The organism is Streptomyces sp. NPDC031554, from assembly GCF_055580685.1.
The window spans coordinates 400,413-417,793 of record NZ_JBVIKX010000006.1; the positions used below are offsets into that span (position 1 = coordinate 400,413).

The 17,381-nt window shown below is 72.7% G+C and carries 15 protein-coding genes; 2 read left to right on the plus strand and 13 right to left on the minus strand.

All coding sequences use genetic code 11. From position 1 onward, the window contains the following. Positions 1-132: 132 nt before the first annotated feature. Positions 133-1,218, minus strand: a complete 1,086-nt coding sequence (locus ACZ5FU_RS19150) for a prephenate dehydrogenase (protein ID WP_469045575.1) — start codon at positions 1,216-1,218, stop codon at positions 133-135. Next, positions 1,215-1,577 (minus strand): chorismate mutase, encoded by a 363-nt coding sequence (aroH, locus tag ACZ5FU_RS19155; protein ID WP_469045576.1) that lies wholly within the window; start codon positions 1,575-1,577, stop codon positions 1,215-1,217. Before aroH ends, ACZ5FU_RS19150 begins: the two co-directional genes overlap by 4 nt. A 200-nt stretch (positions 1,578-1,777) precedes the next feature. On the opposite strand from aroH, the gene ACZ5FU_RS19160 reads away from it, so the two are divergent. After that, complete coding sequence (locus tag ACZ5FU_RS19160) at positions 1,778-2,191, plus strand: Rieske (2Fe-2S) protein (protein ID WP_451529105.1); 414 nt, start codon at positions 1,778-1,780, stop codon at positions 2,189-2,191. Positions 2,192-2,230: 39 nt separating this feature from the next. On the opposite strand, the gene ACZ5FU_RS19165 is transcribed toward ACZ5FU_RS19160, so the two are convergent. From ACZ5FU_RS19165 to ACZ5FU_RS19215, 11 genes are all read right to left on the minus strand, one after another. Next, positions 2,231-3,253, minus strand: coding sequence for an ADP-ribosylglycohydrolase family protein (locus ACZ5FU_RS19165; protein WP_451529104.1), 1,023 nt, complete (start codon positions 3,251-3,253; stop codon positions 2,231-2,233). After that, on the minus strand, positions 3,250-3,972 hold the full coding sequence (locus tag ACZ5FU_RS19170; RefSeq protein WP_451529103.1) for an NUDIX hydrolase: 723 nt from the start codon (positions 3,970-3,972) through the stop codon (positions 3,250-3,252). Before ACZ5FU_RS19170 ends, ACZ5FU_RS19165 begins: the two co-directional genes overlap by 4 nt. 109 nt (positions 3,973-4,081) lie before the next feature. Beyond that, positions 4,082-5,191: a pseudouridine synthase gene (locus ACZ5FU_RS19175; RefSeq protein WP_451779584.1), complete on the minus strand. Its 1,110-nt coding sequence runs from the start codon at positions 5,189-5,191 to the stop codon at positions 4,082-4,084. Beyond that, the gene (gene scpB, locus ACZ5FU_RS19180; protein WP_469045579.1) at positions 5,191-5,865 is read right to left on the minus strand and encodes an SMC-Scp complex subunit ScpB; all 675 of its coding nucleotides are present in this window, start codon (positions 5,863-5,865) and stop codon (positions 5,191-5,193) included. The genes ACZ5FU_RS19175 and scpB overlap by 1 nt, the downstream gene beginning before the upstream one ends. Next, complete coding sequence (locus ACZ5FU_RS19185) at positions 5,862-6,944, minus strand: segregation and condensation protein A (protein ID WP_469045580.1); 1,083 nt, start codon at positions 6,942-6,944, stop codon at positions 5,862-5,864. Before ACZ5FU_RS19185 ends, scpB begins: the two co-directional genes overlap by 4 nt. 18 nt (positions 6,945-6,962) lie before the next feature. Further along, positions 6,963-7,523 (minus strand): hypothetical protein, encoded by a 561-nt coding sequence (locus tag ACZ5FU_RS19190; RefSeq protein ID WP_451529099.1) that lies wholly within the window; start codon positions 7,521-7,523, stop codon positions 6,963-6,965. Continuing rightward, a complete protein-coding gene (locus ACZ5FU_RS19195; protein ID WP_451529098.1) occupies positions 7,508-8,644 on the minus strand; it encodes a ParA family protein in 1,137 nt (378 codons plus the stop codon). The genes ACZ5FU_RS19190 and ACZ5FU_RS19195 overlap by 16 nt, the downstream gene beginning before the upstream one ends. A gap of 401 nt (positions 8,645-9,045) precedes the next feature. Continuing rightward, the gene (ald, locus tag ACZ5FU_RS19200; RefSeq protein WP_469045599.1) at positions 9,046-10,161 is read right to left on the minus strand and encodes an alanine dehydrogenase; all 1,116 of its coding nucleotides are present in this window, start codon (positions 10,159-10,161) and stop codon (positions 9,046-9,048) included. A 144-nt stretch (positions 10,162-10,305) separates the two neighbouring features. Continuing rightward, positions 10,306-12,363, minus strand: coding sequence for a tetratricopeptide repeat protein (locus ACZ5FU_RS19205; protein WP_451529097.1), 2,058 nt, complete (start codon positions 12,361-12,363; stop codon positions 10,306-10,308). A gap of 173 nt (positions 12,364-12,536) precedes the next feature. After that, entirely contained in the window at positions 12,537-13,163 is a 627-nt protein-coding gene (locus ACZ5FU_RS19210; protein ID WP_451529096.1) for an NUDIX domain-containing protein, read from the minus strand. Positions 13,164-13,297: 134 nt separating this feature from the next. Then, entirely contained in the window at positions 13,298-14,965 is a 1,668-nt protein-coding gene (locus ACZ5FU_RS19215) for a CTP synthase (RefSeq protein ID WP_451529095.1), read from the minus strand. Positions 14,966-15,496: 531 nt separating this feature from the next. On the opposite strand from ACZ5FU_RS19215, the gene ACZ5FU_RS19220 reads away from it, so the two are divergent. Further along, entirely contained in the window at positions 15,497-17,299 is a 1,803-nt protein-coding gene (locus ACZ5FU_RS19220) for a glycoside hydrolase family 15 protein (RefSeq protein ID WP_451529169.1), read from the plus strand. The last annotated feature ends 82 nt before the right edge of the window (positions 17,300-17,381 follow it).

Genomic DNA, 17,381 nt, shown 5'->3' on the forward strand with positions numbered 1-17,381 from the left:
GACGACGATGTGCCCCGCACAAGGTTACTGGCTGCGGGTCACTCGTCCGGCCGACGGCCGCGCGGGAGCCCGTCCGGCGGGGTCGCCCGGCGTGGTTCTCCGGCCGGGGCCGGGTCCCGGACGCCCGGGCGCCTACTGCCGCAGCGCCCATCCCCGCTCCCGCAGCGCGGCGCTCAGCACGGCCGCCGCCTTCGGCTCCACCATCAGCTGCACCAGGCCGGCCTGCTGTCCCGTCGCGTGCTCGATGCGCACGTCCTCGACGTTGACCCCGGCCCGGCCGGCGTCGGCGAAGATGCGGGCCAGCTGTCCCGGCTGGTCGTCGATGAGCACCGCGACGACCTCGTACGCCCGCGGGGCGGACCCGTGTTTGCCGGGGACCCGGACCTGGCCGGCGTTGCCCCGCCGCAGGACGTCCTCGATGCCGTCGGCGCCGGTGCGCCGCTTGTCGTCGTCGGAGGACTGCAGGGCGCGCAGCGCCCGGACCGTCTCGTCGAGGTCGGCGGCGACGTCGCCGAGCAGGTCGGCGACCGGCCCGGGGTTCGCGGAGAGGATGTCGATCCACATCCGGGGGTCGGAGGCGGCGATCCGGGTCACGTCGCGGATGCCCTGCCCGCACAGCCGTACGGCGGCCTCCTCGGCGTTCTGCAGGCGGGCGGCGACCATGCTGGAGACCAGGTGGGGCATGTGGGAGACGAGCGCCACGGCCCGGTCGTGGGCGTCGGCGTCCATCACCACGGGGACGGCCCGGCAGTGCGAGACCAGCTCCAGGGCGAGGTTGAGCACCTCGGTGTCGGTGTCGCGGGTCGGCGTCAGCACCCAGGGGCGGCCCTCGAAGAGGTCGGCGGTCGCGGCCAGCGGGCCGGACTTCTCGCGGCCGGACATGGGGTGGGTGCCGAGGTAGGACGACAGGTCGAGGCCGAGCGCCTCCAGTTCCCGGCGCGGCCCGCCCTTGACGCTGGCCACGTCGAGGTAGCCGCGGGCCACGCCCCGGCGCATGGCGTCGGCGAGCACGGCGGCCACGTGGGCGGGCGGGGCGGCGACGACGGCGACGTCGACCGGGCCCCGGGGCGGGTCGTCGGTGCCGGCGCCGAGCGCCGCCGCCGTACGGGCCTGCTCGGGGTCGTGGTCCTCCAGGTGGACGACGACGCCGCGCCGGGCGAGGGCGAGGGCCGCGGAGGTGCCGATGAGGCCGGTTCCGATGACGAGCGCGGTCCTCACCGGGCGATGTCCTTGCGCAGGGCGGCCGCGGCGCCGAGGTGGACGTGGTCGATGCCGGAGCGGGGCCGGTCCGACTCGATGTGCGCGAGGACGCGGACGGCCCTGGGCATGGCGCCTCGGACGTCGAGCTCCTGGGCGCGGATCAGCGGTACGTCGGCGATGCCCGGCTTGCGCGCGGCGGCGGCCGGGAAGTCGCTGTGCAGGTCGGGGGTGGCCGTGAACCGGATGCTGATCAGGTCGTCGGCGGCGAGGGAGTTCCGCTCCACGACGGCGGTGAGCAGGGCCCCGACCCTCTCGTCCATGTGTCCGGCCTCGTCCCTGTCCAGCTGGACGGCCCCCCGGACCGCTCGTACCGCCACGGCGCTGCTCCTCGCTCACGTAGGTCACGGCTCTTCGCCGCCCAGCGTAGTCAGCGCGGGCCGGCCCCGGGGACGGCGCCCGCCCGCTGAGACGCGTCCCGGGCGCGCGCCCGGCCCTCGCGGCCCGGCCGCGCCTTCTGTGCCACGCTGTCCCCCGGATCCACCGTCCCCCGCACCTCCCGCACCTCCGGAGTCACCACATGACCCTCCCCGCCTCCCGCCGGTCGGTTCTCCTCGCGACGGGCACGGCGGCGCTCGCCGTCGGCTGTGGTGACCGGAACGACGGCGGGAACACCGGCAGCGAGCCCCGCACGTCCCCCACCGCCGGTCAGGAGCTGGCCGGGACGGCCGACATCCCGGTCGGCGGCGGCAGGATCTTCAAGGACGCGAAGGTCGTGGTCACGCAGCCGGCGCAGGGCGACTTCAAGGCGTTCTCCGCGGTCTGCACCCATCAGGGCTGCATCGTGGCGACCGTCGCCGACGGCACCATCAACTGCGCCTGCCACAAGAGCAGTTTCGCCATCGACGACGGCGCGGTGACGGGCGGCCCGGCGACCGAGCCGCTGCCCGCGGCGAAGATCGCGGTGAAGGGCGGGTCCATCACGCTGGCGTGAGGCGGGCGGGACCGGCGGTCGTCGCCCGCCGGCCGGCGGTCAGTGGTCCCACAGGGCCCCGAGGGCGACCAGCTCGCTCCGGTGCTCGACGCGGTCCGCCCACGGGGCCGGCCAGGCGTCGGCCCCGGCGTGGGCGCCCGCGAAGGCGCCGGCCAGGCAGGCGACGGAGTCGGAGTCGCCGGCGGAGCAGGCGGCCCGGCGCAGCGCGGTGACCGGCGCGTCGGGGAAGAGCAGGAAGCACAGCAGGCCGGTCGCCAGCGCCTCCTCGGCGATCCAGCCCTCCCCGGTGGCCAGGCACGGGTCGGTCTCCGGCGAGGGGCTGCGCAGGGCCTCCCGCAGCCGCTCCAGGACGCCCAGGCAGTCGTCCCAGCCGCGCGCGATGAAGTGCTCCGGGGTCGGGTCCTGGGAGCGGGTCCACAGGTCGCCGAGCCAGCGGTGGTGGTAGCGGGTGCGGTTGTCGAGGGCGTAGGACCGCAGCAGTCCGACGAGGCCCGTCGGTTCGGCGCCGTCCGCGAGCAGCCGTACGGCGTGGGCGGTGAGGTCGGAGGCGGCGAGCGCGGTGGGGTGGCCGTGGGTGAGGCCGGACTGGAGCTGGGCGGCGCCGGCGCGCTGTTCGGCGCTGAGGCCGGGGACGAGGCCCAGGGGTGCGACGCGCATGTTGGCGCCGCAGCCCTTGGAGCCGATCCGGGCGGCGTCCTGCCACGGGCGCGCGTCGTCCTCCAGCAGGCCGCAGGCGGTCAGGCAGGTCCGGCCGGGGGCGCGGTTGTTCTCGGGCGAGCGGTACCAGCGCACGAACTCCTCGCGCAGCGGCCGCTCCAGCCGGTCCGGCGTGAGCGGCCCGTGGTCCGCGGCGGTGCGCAGGGCCCGGCCGACGGCCAGCGTCATCTGCGTGTCGTCGGAGACGAACGCCCGCCCCGGCAACTCCATCTCCCGCCACGGCCCGCACGTGGCGAGGATCGAGGGGACGTCGTCGAACTCGGTCGGGAACCCGAGCGCGTCCCCCAGCGCGAGGCCCAGCAGGGCCCCCGTCGCGGCGCGCTTCCTGACGGTGGTGGTGGTCATGCGGGACGTCCTTCCCGGGGCGGTCGCAGCAGGGGCGGGTGGAGGGCGGTGGCGGTGCCCGCGCGGTAGAGGGCGGCCGGTTTGCCGCGGCCGCCGGTCAGCCGTGCGGGACCGCCGGGGACGGGTTCGACGAAGCCGGGGGTGGCGAGGACCTTGCGGCGGAAGTTGGGGCGGTCCAGGCCGGTGCCCCAGACGCTCTCGTAGACCTGCTGGAGCTCGCCGAGGGTGAACTCGGGCGGGCAGAAGGCGGTCGCCAGGCAGGTGTACTCGAGCTTGGCGCCGACCCGGTCGTGGGCGTCGGCCAGGATCCGGTCGTGGTCGAAGGCGAGCGGTGCGACGTCGTCGTACGGCCGCCAGCGGGCCTGGGCCGCGTCGCCGCCGCCGCGCGGCTCGGGGGCGTCGGGCAGCAGGGCGGCGAAGGCGACGGAGACGACCCGCATCCGGGGGTCGCGGCCGGGTTCGCTGTAGGTGCGCAGCTGTTCCAGGTGGAGGCCGGAGACGTCGGCGAGGCCGGTCTCCTCGGCGAGTTCGCGCCGGGCGGCGGTCTCGGCGGACTCGTCCGGCAGCACGAACCCGCCGGGCAGCGCCCAGCGGCCGAGGTACGGCTCCTGCCCGCGCTCGACGAGCAGCACGTGCAGGGCGCCCGCGCGCAGGGTGAGGACGGCGAGGTCCACGGTGACGGCGAAGGGTTCGAAGGCGTGCCTGTCGTAGCCCCGCATCCACCCACCCCCTCTTTATGGTCGTACCGACCATAAACCCGTCCGGTGTCCGGGCACAAGGAAGCGGCCGGTCCCCGGGGTCCGGGGCCGGCCGCTCGGGGGGACCGCTCTACAGGTCGACTTCCTTCATCAGCATGCCGACCTCGGTGTTGGACAGCCGGCGCAGCCAGCCCGACTTCTGGTCACCCAGGGTGATCGGGCCGAAGGCGACGCGGACCAGCTTGTCGACCGGGAACCCGGCCTCCGCGAGCATCCGGCGCACGATGTGCTTGCGGCCCTCGTGGAGGGTGACCTCGACGAGGTAGTTCTTGCCGGTCTGCTCGACGACCCGGAAGTGGTCCGCCTTCGCGTACCCGTCCTCCAGCTGGATGCCGTCCTTGAGCCGCTTGCCCAGGTCGCGCGGGATCGGGCCCACGATGTGCGCGAGGTAGACCTTCTTCACGCCGTACTTCGGGTGCGTCAGGCGGTGCGCCAGCTCACCGTGGTTGGTGAGCAGGATGACGCCCTCGGTCTCGGTGTCGAGCCGCCCGACGTGGAAGAGGCGGGTCTCACGGTTGGTGACGTAGTCGCCGAGGCACTGCCGGCCCTCGTTGTCCTCCATCGTCGAGACCACGCCGGCGGGCTTGTTCAGCGAGAAGAACTGGTAGGACTGCGTGGCCACGGTCAGTCCGTCGACCTTGACCTCGTCCTTCTCCGGGTCGACCCGCTTGCCCTGCTCCAGGACGATCTCGCCGTTGACCTCGACCCGCGCCTGCTCGATCAGCTCCTCGCAGGCCCGCCGGGAGCCGTAGCCCGCGCGCGCGAGGATCTTCTGGAGCCGCTCGCCCTCCTGCTCGGCGCCCGGGAAGGTCTTGGGCAGCTTGACGTCCTTCTTGTTCGCGTACCGCTCGCGGTTGCGCTCCTCGGCCCGCGTCTCGTACTCGCGCGAGGTGGCCGGGGCCGACGGCCCGCGCTGCTGGGGCTTCTTCGGACCGCCCTTGGCGCCGCCGCGGGCCGCGCCCCCGCGTCCCGCCTTCGGGCCCTCGTGGGAGGCGCCGGGGCCCACGTCGTAGCGGCGCTCCTCGGGGCGGGGCTTGCTGGGACGGCCCTGGGCCTGCCCCTGGCCCCGGCCCTGGGCCTGCCCCCGGCCCTGGCCCTGCTTCTGGCCCCTGTTGTCGCCGGCGCCGCGGGGGTTACCGCGCCCGCCGCTCCTGCCGCTACCGCTGCCACTGCTTCGCATCAGATTTCCGTCGTCGTCGTGTCCGTCGTGGGACCGTCGTCCGCGTCCGGGGCGTCCGGATCGAACGACGGTACGGCTTCCTGGGTCTCGGCCTCGATCGCCTCCGCCTCCGGGAGGAAGGGCGCGAGCTCCGGGAGCTCGTCCAGACCGCGCAGGCCCATCCGCTCCAGGAAGTAGTTCGTCGTCCTGTACAGGATCGCACCTGTTTCGGGTTCCGCGCCCGCCTCCTCGACCAGACCGCGCTGCAGGAGCGTGCGCATCACGCCGTCGCAGTTCACTCCGCGCACCGCGGAGACCCGGCTGCGGCTGACCGGCTGGCGGTACGCGACCACGGCGAGCGTCTCCAGCGCCGCCTGGGTCAGCCGGGCCTGCTGACCGTCCAGGACGTACCGTTCGACGGCCGCGGCGTGGTCGGCCCGGGTGGAGAACCGCCAGCCGCCCGCGACGAACCGCAGCTCGAAGCCGCGCCCCTGTGCGGTGTACTCGTCGGCCAGCTCCCGCAGCGCGTCCGCGACCCGGTGGCGCGGACGCTCCACGATCCTCGCCAGGTGCTCCTCGGTGGCGGGCTCGTCCACGACCATCAGCACGGCCTCCAGGGCGGGCTTGAGGTCGAGGTCGGCGACGGTGCGCGGTCCGGCCCGGTCCTGCGGGGTCTGCCCGGTCTCCTCGCTCACGGTCTGCGCTCCTCCTCGGTCTTCTGCGGCGGCCGGTCGAACTCGTCGGTCACCCTGGGCCGGTCGTCGCCGTCCCCGCCGGTCCAGCGCACCAGCAGCGCCCCGAGCGCGGCCTCCTGGTCGAGGGCGACGGCCTTCTCCCGGTACAGCTCCAGCAGGGCCAGGAACCTCGCCACGACGGTGAGGGTGTCGTCGGTGTCCTCGACGAGCGTGCGGAAGTCGGCCTCGCCGAGCAGCCGCAGCCGTGCGACCACGATCCCGGCCTGCTCCTGCACGCTGACCAGCGGGGCGTGGATGTGGTCGACGTACACCTGCGGCTCGGGCCGGGGCTGCATCGCCTTGACGGCGAGTTTCGCGAAGCCCTCCGCGCCGATGCCGATGACGACCTCGGGCAGCAGCTCGGCGTGGTGCGGTTCGAGACCGACGGTCCGCGGACGGCGGCGGGCCTCCTCGTCCAGCCGGTCCCGGAAGATGTCGGCGATCCGTTTGTACGCGCGGTACTGCAGCAGCCGGGCGAACAGCAGGTCACGGGCCTCGAAGAGGGCCAGGTCCGCCTCGTCCTCGACCTCGGCGGCGGGCAGCAGGCGGGCCGCCTTCAGATCGAGCAGTGTCGCGGCGACGACGAGGAACTCGGTCGTCCGGTCCAGGTCCCCGCCCGGGCCCATCGCCCGGATGTACGCCATGAACTCGTCGGTCACCTTCGACAGCGCGATCTCGGTGACGTCCAGCTTGTGCCGGGAGATCAGCTGGAGCAGCAGGTCGAAGGGGCCCTCGAAGTTGGCGAGCCGGACCTTGAAGACGCCGTCGGGGGAATCCCCCGCGTCGCCCTGAGCGTCCCTCCCGGGGCCGCCGACGGGCTCGGCGGCCGGTGCGGGCTCCTGCGCCGACGTCCGCTCCCGTACCGGCTCCGGGGTCGGCTCCCGTACCGGGGCCGGTTCGCGTTCGTGCGCCGGGGGCGCGAGGGGTGCCGGCGCCGGCTCGCGCACCGGTACCGCGGGCGCCGCTCCCGGCCCCCGCCCCAGCGCACGGCGACGGCCGGCGGGTGCGCCGGGGCCGGAGGCGGGATCGTTCGAGGTCATGGCCTCCGCAGGCTACCGCTACCGTCCGCGGAGCCGCCGTACGAGGATGCTGGCGTCCCCGCGGCTCTCCAGGTCGGCGAGGACCACGGCGACCGCCTCGCGGACGATGCGGCCGCGGTCGACCGCGAGCCCGTGTTCGCCGCGGAGCACCAGACGGGCGTGCTCGAGGTCCATCAGTTCCTCGGCGGACACGTACACGGTGATCTTCTCGTCGTGCCGTTCACGGCCGCTGGGCCGGCGGGCGGAGGCCCGTCCGCGCTTGCGCGACGGGGCGTCGTCCTGGCCGGCAGAACCTTCCTGCGCGCCCTGCCGCGGACCGGAGCGCTCCCCGGTGCCGCGGGTGCCGCCCTGCTCGGCGCCGGCCGCCGCGTGTTCGGTTCCCTCGCCGTCCCCGCCCTGTGCGGGTACGGCGTTCGGCGCGTCCTCGGCGGAACCGGCCGCCCCGCCGCCCTCCCCCGCCGGAGCGGGCACCCGGGCCTCGCCGCCCGCGGGGCGCCGGGGTGCGGACGGCTGGAGCGCCGTTCCCCCTGTCGTGCGGAAGAGTTCGTCGGCCCCCGGCAGACTCACTCGGCGTGACACCGGGCGAGCACCTCCCTGGCGAGCTGGCGGTAGGCGGCGGCGCCGACGGAGTTGGAGGCGTAGGTGGTGATCGGCTCACCGGCGACCGTGGTCTCCGGGAAGCGGACCGTGCGCCCGATGACCGTGTGGTAGACGTGGTCGTCGAAGGCCTCGACCACCCGCGCCAGCACCTCACGGCTGTGCACCGTGCGCGAGTCGTACATGGTCGCCAGGATCCCGTCGAGCTCCAGCTCCGGGTTGAGCCGTTCCTGGACCTTCTCGATGGTCTCCGTCAGCAGGGCGACACCGCGCAGCGCGAAGAACTCGCACTCCAGCGGCACGATCACCTTGTGGGCGGCGGTGAGCGCGTTGACGGTGAGCAGGCCGAGCGAGGGCTGGCAGTCGATCACGATGTAGTCGTAGTCGTCCATCAGCGGCTTCAGCGCCCGCTGCAGCGTCGACTCGCGCGCGACCTCGGAGACCAGTTGGACCTCGGCGGCGGACAGGTCGATGTTGCTGGGCAGCAGGTCCATGTTGGGGACCGCCGTCTTCAGGAGCACCTCGTCGGCCGACATGCCCCGCTCCATGAGCAGGTTGTAGACCGTGAGGTCGAGCTCCATGGGGTTGACGCCCAGACCGACCGACAGCGCGCCCTGCGGGTCGAAGTCCACGAGCAGCACCCGGCGGCCGTACTCCGCGAGCGCGGCACCCAGGTTGATGGTCGACGTGGTCTTGCCGACGCCGCCCTTCTGGTTGCACATCGCGATGATCGTCGCGGGACCGTGGTGGGTCAGCGGTCCCGGGATCGGGAAGTACGGCAGCGGGCGACCGGTCGGGCCGATGCGCTCGCGACGCTGGCGGGCGGCGTCGGGCGCGAGGGTGGCCGCGTACTCGGGGTCGGGCTCGTACTCGGCGTCGGGGTCGTAGAAGTGCCCTTCGGGCAGTTCGTCGTAATCGGCGAAGTGGTTGCGGGGCGCGCCACTTCCGTCGCCGGACATGGCGTTCACGTGATGGCCATCCATGCTCTGGGGTGCTGACAGAGCCGTGCGGGGACTCGACGGGCTCTGATGGGCTGCGAAGGTTCGGACAGCGACGGAGCCGACAGCCTCGCGCCCCGTGGAGCCCTGGCTCCGCGTAGGCATTCCTGGTTGCCCACCTCCGGGAGAAAATGTCGACTCATTCACAAGTCGTCTTACCTCCTTGGTGACCAGGAAACTTCTAGACAAGGTCAGCGTGGCACCATGCCGACGGTTGGCGACTCTATGGCGTGTCGGGTGTTCGCAGCAACACAATCCGCCGGACCCGACTCGATGTGTCGACAATGAAACATCCCGCTGTCAAGGGCGTACGGCCGTCGCACCGCAGGTTTCACCGGTGTGCGAATCGGTCGAAGGGTCACGTTCGAGGCGAGTTGACCGAGAGCCGCAAAGTGACCATACACACATCCGGCCGGACCTTGTCGGGCAAGGTCCGGCCGCTGATGCGTGATTGACGCGCCCTGTTGACGTATCGCCTTCACGGAAAGGCGACTTGCCCGGGCGTGTCAGCCCAGGAGCGTGTCGAGCTCCACGTGCGCCAGGCCGTGCGCCTCGGCGACCTCGCGGTAAACGACCTGGCCGTCATGGGTGTTGAGACCCTTGGCCAGCGCGGCGTCGCGGCGCAGCGCCTCGGCCCAGCCGTTGTTGGCGAGCGAGACGATGTACGGCAGCGTGGCGTTGGTGAGGGCGTTGGTGGAGGTGTTGGGCACCGCGCCCGGCATGTTCGCCACGCAGTAGAAGACCGAGCCGTGCACCGGGAAGGTCGGCTCGGCGTGGGTGGTGGGACGGGAGTCCTCGAAGCAGCCGCCCTGGTCGATCGCGATGTCGACAAGGACACTGCCGGGCTTCATCCGGGACACCATCTCGTTGGTGACCAGCTTCGGGGCCTTGGCGCCCGGGATGAGCACGGCTCCGATGACGAGGTCGGCGTCGAGGACGGCCTTCTCCAGCTCGAAGGAGTTGGACATGACGGCCTTGACCCTGGTGCCGAAGATCTTGTCGGCCTCACGCAGCTTGTTGATGTCGCGGTCCAGCAGGGTCACGTCGAAGCCCATGCCGACGGCGATCTGGGTGGCGTTCCAGCCCGAGACCCCGCCGCCGATGACGACGGCCTTGGCCGGGGTGACGCCGGGGACGCCGCCGGGCAGGACGCCGCGGCCGCCGTTGGCCCGCATCAGGTGGTAGGCGCCGACCTGCGGGGCCAGCCGGCCCGCGACCTCGGACATCGGGGCGAGCAGCGGCAGCGCGCGGTTCGGCAGCTCGACGGTCTCGTAGGCGATCGCGGTGGTGCCGGACGCGACGAGGGCGTCGGTGCACTCCCTGGAGGCGGCCAGGTGCAGGTAGGTGAAGAGGGTCTGGTCCTTGCGGAGGCGGTGGTACTCCTCGGCGACGGGCTCCTTGACCTTGAGCAGCAGGTCGGCCGCGGCCCACACCTCGTCGGCGGTCTCCAGGATCCGCGCGCCGGCGGCGACGTACTCGTCGTCCGTGATCGAGGATCCGACACCGGCGTTGCGCTCGATGACGACCTGGTGGCCGTTGCGCACCAGCTCGTGCACGCCGGCGGGGGTGATGGCCACCCGGAACTCGTTGTTCTTGACCTCGCGGGGGATGCCGACCTTCACGTCGATCACGGTCCTTGGCTCAGAGGGTGTGGGGAAACAGCAACACATACCCGGAGGTAGCGGACGCACCGGGATGCACCGCAGGAGAACGTGCGGCAGAGCCAGTTTAATGAAGGTGTTCCCGCTGTCTAGCCTTCCATTGCATCAATCTTCAGCGGGTGTACTGCGGATTTCGCAGGCGTTATCGCCGTGTTCCGGCTCCGGATCACCGTCTCCGGGCTCCTCTCCCAGGATGCGCTCGGCCGCGCCGCGGTGCAGGCGGGCGGCCTCGGGGTCGCCGAGGTGCTCCAGGGTGTCGGCCAGCCTGAGCTGGAGGGCGGCCTGCAGACGGGCGTCGTCGGCCCGCCGGGCCCACTCCGCCGCCTCCTGGCAGGTGCGCAGCGATTCCTCCGGCCGGCCCGCGTACTCCTGGACCCGGGCCAGCTCGCTCAACGCCCGTGCGGACGCGGCCACATCGCCGGCCTTGCGGTGCCCGGCGGCCGCGGCCCGCCAGCCCCGCTGCGCCTCGCCGTACCGTCCGGCATAGGTGTGGGCGGTGGCGATGCGGCCGTACAGCCGGGCGGCGTCCGCGCGCTCGTCGCGGGCCAGCCGCTGGGCGAGGGCCCGGCCGAACCAGTCGGCGGCCCGGTCGTAGTCCCCCAGTTCCAGGTGCGCGCCGCCCACGGATTCCATCGCGCGGCCGGTCGCGTACGGGTCGTTCGCCTCCCGTCCGGCGTCCAGCGCGGCCCGGTAGCGCACCAGGGCCTGTGCCGTGCGCCCGGTGCGGGCGTCCACGTCGGCCAGGTTCAGCAGGGCGGCGGCCTTCTCCCGGGGCAGGCCGCGGCGCTCGGCCACGTCCAGGACGAGCTGGTGGACGCCGTACAGGTCGGGCGCGGCCCCCTGGGTGCCGAAGTGCGCGACCATCGCCCTGACCAGCTGGGACATCAGGCGCCTGGCCAGGGTGTCCAGCTCGCCGTCGGCGACCGCGAGCCGGGCGCAGGCCAGCAGCGCGGGCCGGCGGGCGCGCAGCCAGTCGGCGGCCGCGCGCGGGGTGGCGAACCGCAGGGCGCGGGGCGTCCCCTGGAGCTTCTCCCGGGCCTGCGGGTTGTCCGTCTCGGTGATCGCCCGGCAGGACTGGAGCAGCCGTACCGTGCGCTCCAGCATGCGGGCGCGGGCCAGCTGGAGCTCGGCCGGACGCTCGTGGGTCTCGGCCGCCTCCCGCAGCAGCGGCTGGAGGCAGCCGGGGACCTCGTACACGGAAACCGGCGACGGCAGGGCCCGCAGCAGGCCCAGGGCGACGAAGTCGTCCAGGGTGGCGCGGGCGGCGTCGACCGAGCAGCCGGCGAGCGCGGAGGCGGTGTGCGGATCGGCCAGACCGGCCGGGGCGAGGCAGAGCAGCCGCAGCGTCCGGGCGGCGACCGGGGGCAGGGTGGCGTGCACGAGCCGGAAGATCCGGCTCAGGGGGGTCCCGTCGTCACCCTCGGCGTGCAGCTGCTTGGCGAGGTCGGCGATCGCCGACTTGGGCCGCGCGGCGAGCCAGCCGCCCGCCAGGATCAGCGCGGCGGGATGCCCCTGGCAGGCCTCGACGAGTCCCTCGGCGGCACGCGGGTCGACGGTGACGCGGACCGAGCCGGTGTGCCGGGTGAGCAGTTCGAGGGCGGACTTGGTGTCGAGGCCGCCCAGGGTGCAGGGCCGTACGTCGGAGATCCCGGTGAGCGGCCCCGCCGAGACGGCCACGACCAGGCATTCGGGGGTGTCCGGAAGGAGCGCGTCGACCTGGTCGGCGCCGGCCGCGTCGTCGAGCAGGAGCAGCGCGCGCCGTCCGGTGAGGGCCTCGCGCAGGACGGCCGAGAGGTCGTCCTCGCCGGCGCCCGGCGGGACCGGCCGGCCGAGCGCGGTGAGCAGGTCGCGGGCGGCCCGTTCGACGGGCACGGGCGTGCCGTCGGGTTCGCCGAGCCGGACGCGCAGCACACCGTCCCGGTAGCGCCCCGCGACCTGCCGGACGAACTCCTCGGCCAGCGCGGTACGGCCGGAGCCGGGCCGTCCGGCGATGAGGAGCACGCGCGCGCGAGGGGCCTTCTTCCCGGAGAGGGTGTCCAGCCCCGCGCGTTCGATGTCGGCGCGCAGTTCCTTCAACTCCCGGGTGCGCCCCAGGAAATGGCCCTCCGTCGCAGCGTGTCCGGACAGCTGCGCGCCGTCTGTGTCCACTGCCTGATCCGTCACGGGCCACACTCCCGTCCCACCGCACGTGCGAGCCCGCCGGAACTCCGGACCGGGCGGTTCCCGAGCCTAGTTCACGCTCTGCGACGTTCCGTGAGGAGCGCGGCGGCGACGTCCCCCGATCGGATCAGCAGATCGTCACACCGCAGGGGCCGACCGGAGGACCCGGGACGGGATCACGCCTCGAAGGGGCGGGCCGGCCACGGGGCCTGCGCCGGGCGCAGCGCGTCGAGCCCGTCGCCGCCGCGCGCGGCGACCAGCGACAGGACGCCCACGACGAGGCAGTTGTTGTGCAGCTCGCCGGCGAGCACTCCCCGCACGAGTTCGTCGACCGGCACCCGCGCGTGCTCCATGTCGGCCTCCTCGTCCTCGACCGCGAAGCGCTCCCCCTCGGCCTCGGACAGGCCGCGGGCCAGGAAGACGCGCACCGCCTCGTCGCAGCCGCCGGGGGTGGTGTAGACGTCGGTCAGCACCCGCCAGTCCTCGGCCTTGACGTGGGCCTCCTCGTACAACTCCCGCTGGGCGGCGCGCAGCGGGTTCTCGCCGGGCACGTCGAGCAGGCCGGCCGGGATCTCCCACAGCTTCTGCCGCACGGGGTGGCGGTACTGCTTGATCAGCAGGACGCGGTCCTCGTCGTCGAGGGCCAGGACGGCCACGGAGCCGGGGTGGACCTGGTAGTCACGGTGGACGGCGGAGCCGTCCGGCATGACCACCTCGTCGGTGCGGACGGAGGTCTTCTTTCCCACGAAGGGGGTCTCCGTCGCGCGGACCTCCCACGCCTGCGCGGTGTCCTTGATCGTCATGCCCTGTCCTTCCACACGTACAAAAGGAATACGGCCGCGGGAGAGCCGGCCGTGCCGAACCGGGAAACCAGAAGAAAGCGGCCGGGGTGCTCACCTGTGAAGGGACGCACCCCGGCCACCGTACAACTGGTGTGTTACTTCGAGGTCTTCCGCTCGACCGCGGCCTTCACCAGCCCGGCGAACAGCGGGTGCGGACGCGTCGGCCGCGAGCGCAGCTCCGGGTGGGCCTGCGTGGCGACCAGGTAGGGGTGGACGTCGCGCGGGTACTCCACGTACTCGACGAGCTTGCCGTCCGGCGAGGTGCCGGAGAACAGGATGCCCGCCTTCTTCTCCAGCTCCGCGCGGTAGGCGTTGTTGACCTCGTAGCGGTGACGGTGCCGCTCCTCGACGTACTCCTTGCCGTCGTAGACCTCGCGCACGATCGAGCCCTCGGCCAGCTTCGCCGGGTACATGCCCAGTCGCATGGTGCCGCCCATGTCGCCCTCGCCGGCGACGATGTCGAGCTGCTCGGCCATCGTGGAGATGACCGGGTGGCCCGTGGCCGGGTCGAACTCGGTGGAGTTGGCGTCGCCGATGTCGGCGAGGTTGCGGGCCGCCTCGATCACGATGCACTGCAGGCCCAGGCACAGGCCGAGCAGCGGGATCCTGTTCTCGCGGGCGTAGCGGATCGCGCCGACCTTGCCGAGCACGCCGCGGTCGCCGAAGCCGCCGGGGATGCAGACGCCGTCGACGTCGGCGAGCTGCGCCTGGGCGCCCGCCGGGGTCTTGCAGTCGTCCGAGGTGACCCACTTGATCTTGACGCGGGCCTTGTTGGCGAAGCCGCCGGCGCGCAGCGCCTCGGTGACCGAGAGGTAGGCGTCGGGCAGGTCGATGTACTTGCCGACCAGGGCGAGGGTGATCTCGTGGTCGGGGTGGTGGACGCGGTCGAGCAGGTCGTCCCAGGTCGTCCAGTCCACGTCCCGGAACGGCAGGTCCAGCTTGCGGACGACGTAGGCGTCCAGGCCCTCGCCGTGCACGGTCTTGGGGATGTCGTAGATCGACTTGGCGTCGGGACAGGCGACCACGGCGGCCTCGTCGACGTCGCACATCAGCGAGATCTTCCGCTTGATCGCGGTGGGGACCTCGCGGTCGCAGCGCAGCACGATCGCGTCCGGCTGGATGCCGATGTTGCGCAGGGCGGCCACGGAGTGCTGGGTGGGCTTGGTCTTCAGCTCGCCCGAGGGACCGATGTAGGGCAGGAGCGAGATGTGGACGACGAAGACGTTGTCCCGGCCGACCTCGTGGCGGACCTGGCGGACGGTCTCCAGGAACGGCAGCGACTCGATGTCGCCGACCGTGCCGCCGACCTCCGTGATCACCACGTCCACCTCGTCCGTCGCCATCCGGCGGATACGGTGCTTGATCTCGTTGGTGATGTGCGGGATGACCTGCACGGTGTCGCCCAGGTACTCGCCGCGGCGCTCCTTGGCGATCACCGTGTTGTAGACCTGACCGGTGGTGACGTTGGCGGAGCCGTCGAGGTCGCGGTCGAGGAAGCGCTCGTAGTGGCCGATGTCCAGGTCGGTCTCGGCGCCGTCGTTGGTGACGAACACCTCACCGTGCTGGAAGGGGTTCATCGTGCCGGGGTCGACGTTGAGATAGGGGTCGAGCTTCTGCATCACGACGCGCAGGCCCCGCGCCTTGAGCAGCATGCCGAGGCTGGAGGCGGTCAGCCCCTTGCCGAGGGAGGAGGCGACACCCCCGGTGACGAAGATGTGCTTGGTCGTCGTGGCGGAGCTGTTTCGGAAAGCAGCGGGCGGCATGGCCAAGAGGGGGCTCCCGTGGTCGCGATCTGGGGGTGCGGTGCGGCTCCCGGAGGCTTTCGCCGGCGGTTCGTGCCGGAGATCTCCGGGGGTGCCGTCGCTGCGGTTCGGGGGTTTCGTGCCCACCGGTCCACGGGCTACCAGGGTATCAGCGCCTCGGGGGGACGGCTTCCGGCCACGCTCCGCGCACGGTCCGGCACCCCGGGGCACCGGCGCACCGGGGCCTCACCCACTGCTCACCCGTTCGGCCCACTCACGTTGTCCGGAGCGGCACACAGATCATCTACGTGCGTCGTATCCTGCTCGGACACTCGCTGCCGAGCCCGGCCGGCAAGACGGCACACCCCAGCCCGTACTCACCGGAACAATGAGAGCTCGTCAGTTCGTTGAGCAAGGATTGGCCTTTGCCAAGACGACTGAGCGACTGCTTTGCTTCACCGCTCAACGACGCAGGACAATTTTCCCCTTGACCGCACCAAGCGACTGCCCCCGTCTGATGGGGGCTACGTGGCCGTTCGACTGGAGTTGCACGTGGCCGGGCGCATCGAAGACTACGCACTCATCGGAGACATGCAGACCGCCGCGCTGGTCTGCCGCGACGGGACGGTGGACTGGCTCTGCCTGCCCCGCTTCGACTCCCACGCGATCTTCGCCGGGCTGCTGGGCACCGAGGAGCACGGCTTCTGGCGGCTCGGCCCGGCGCACGCCCCCGACGCCGAACCGCCGCGGGCGGCCCGGCGCGGCTACCGCGGTGACTCGCTGATCCTGGAGTCCGAGTGGGACACCCCGCGCGGCACGGTCCGGGTGATCGACTTCATGCCCCCGCGCGACGGCGCCCCGCAGCTCATCCGGATCGTCGAGGGCGTCTCGGGCCGCGTCCCCATGCGCTCGACCCTGCGCATGCGCTTCTCCTACGGCCGCGTCGTGCCGTGGGTGCACAAGCACGAGGGCCGCACGGTCGCCGTCGCCGGCCCCGACTCGGTGTGGTTCGACACGGAGGCCGAGACCTACGGCAAGTCGCTGACGACGTACTCCGACTTCACGGTCGCCCCCGGTGACCGGATCGCGTTCACCATCTCGTGGGAGCCCTCGCACAAGGAGCCGCCGGCGCTGCCGGAGCCGGAGCAGTCGCTCCGGGCCACGGAGGACTTCTGGCGCGAGTGGGTCGAGCACTGTACGTACCACGGGCCCTACCGCGAGGCGGTGATCCGTTCGCTGATCACGCTGAAGGCGCTGACGTACGCCCCCACCGGCGGCATCGTGGCGGCCCCCACCACCTCCCTGCCCGAGGACATCGGCGGGGTCCGCAACTGGGACTACCGCTACACCTGGCTGCGCGACGCGGCCATCACCCTGTCCTCGCTGCTGCGCACCGGCTACCGCGAGGAGGCCCGGGCCTGGCGCGAATGGCTGCTGCGCGCGGTCGCGGGCGACCCGGAGAACCTGCAGATCATGTACGGCATCGCCGGCGAGCGCGAGCTGGGCGAGGCGGAGCTGGACTGGCTGCCCGGCTACGAGGGCTCCGCCCCGGTCCGGGTCGGCAACGGCGCGGCGCACCAGCTCCAGCTGGACGTGTACGGCGAGGTCACCGAGGCGCTGCACCTGGGCCACATGACCGGGCTGGCCCGCAACGACTACGCCTCGCTGCTCCAGCTGAAGCTGATCCGCTACCTGGAGAAGCACTGGCAGGAGCCGGACGAGGGCATCTGGGAGGTGCGCGGCCCGCGCCGCCACTTCGTGCACTCCAAGGTGATGGCCTGGGTGGCCGTGGACCGCACGATCAAGCTGATCGAGTCCGGTGACGCGGACGGCCCGCTGGAGCGCTGGCGCGAGCTGCGCGACGAGATCCACCGGGACGTGTGCGAGAAGGGCTACGACAAGGAGCGCAACACCTTCACGCAGTCCTACGGCTCGAAGGAGCTGGACGCGTCGCTGCTGCTGATCCCGCAGATGGGCTTCCTGCCCCCGGACGACAAGCGCGTGATCGGCACCATCGAGGCGATCCAGCGCGAGCTGTCCACGGAGGACGGCTTCATCCTGCGCTACCCGACCGAGGGCGAGAGCGAGGGCGTCGACGGCCTGCCCGGCGACGAGGGCGCCTTCCTGGCGTGCTCGTTCTGGATGGCGGACGACCTGGCGATGATCGGCCGCGTGGACGAGGCCCGCAAGCTGTTCGAGAAGCTCCTGTCGCTGCGCAACGACCTGGGACTGCTCGCCGAGGAGTGGGACCCGCGCCTGCAGCGCCAGGTGGGCAACTTCCCCCAGGCCTTCAGCCACGTCCCCCTGATCGACACGGCCCTGCGCCTGACCGCCTCGGGGGCGTACGGCGGCTGATCCGGCGGGTCCTCCCCGGCCGCGGGGCGTTCTCGCGGCCGGGCGGGAGATGTGACCGGGCGGGGTCCGCGGGTAGCGTCCG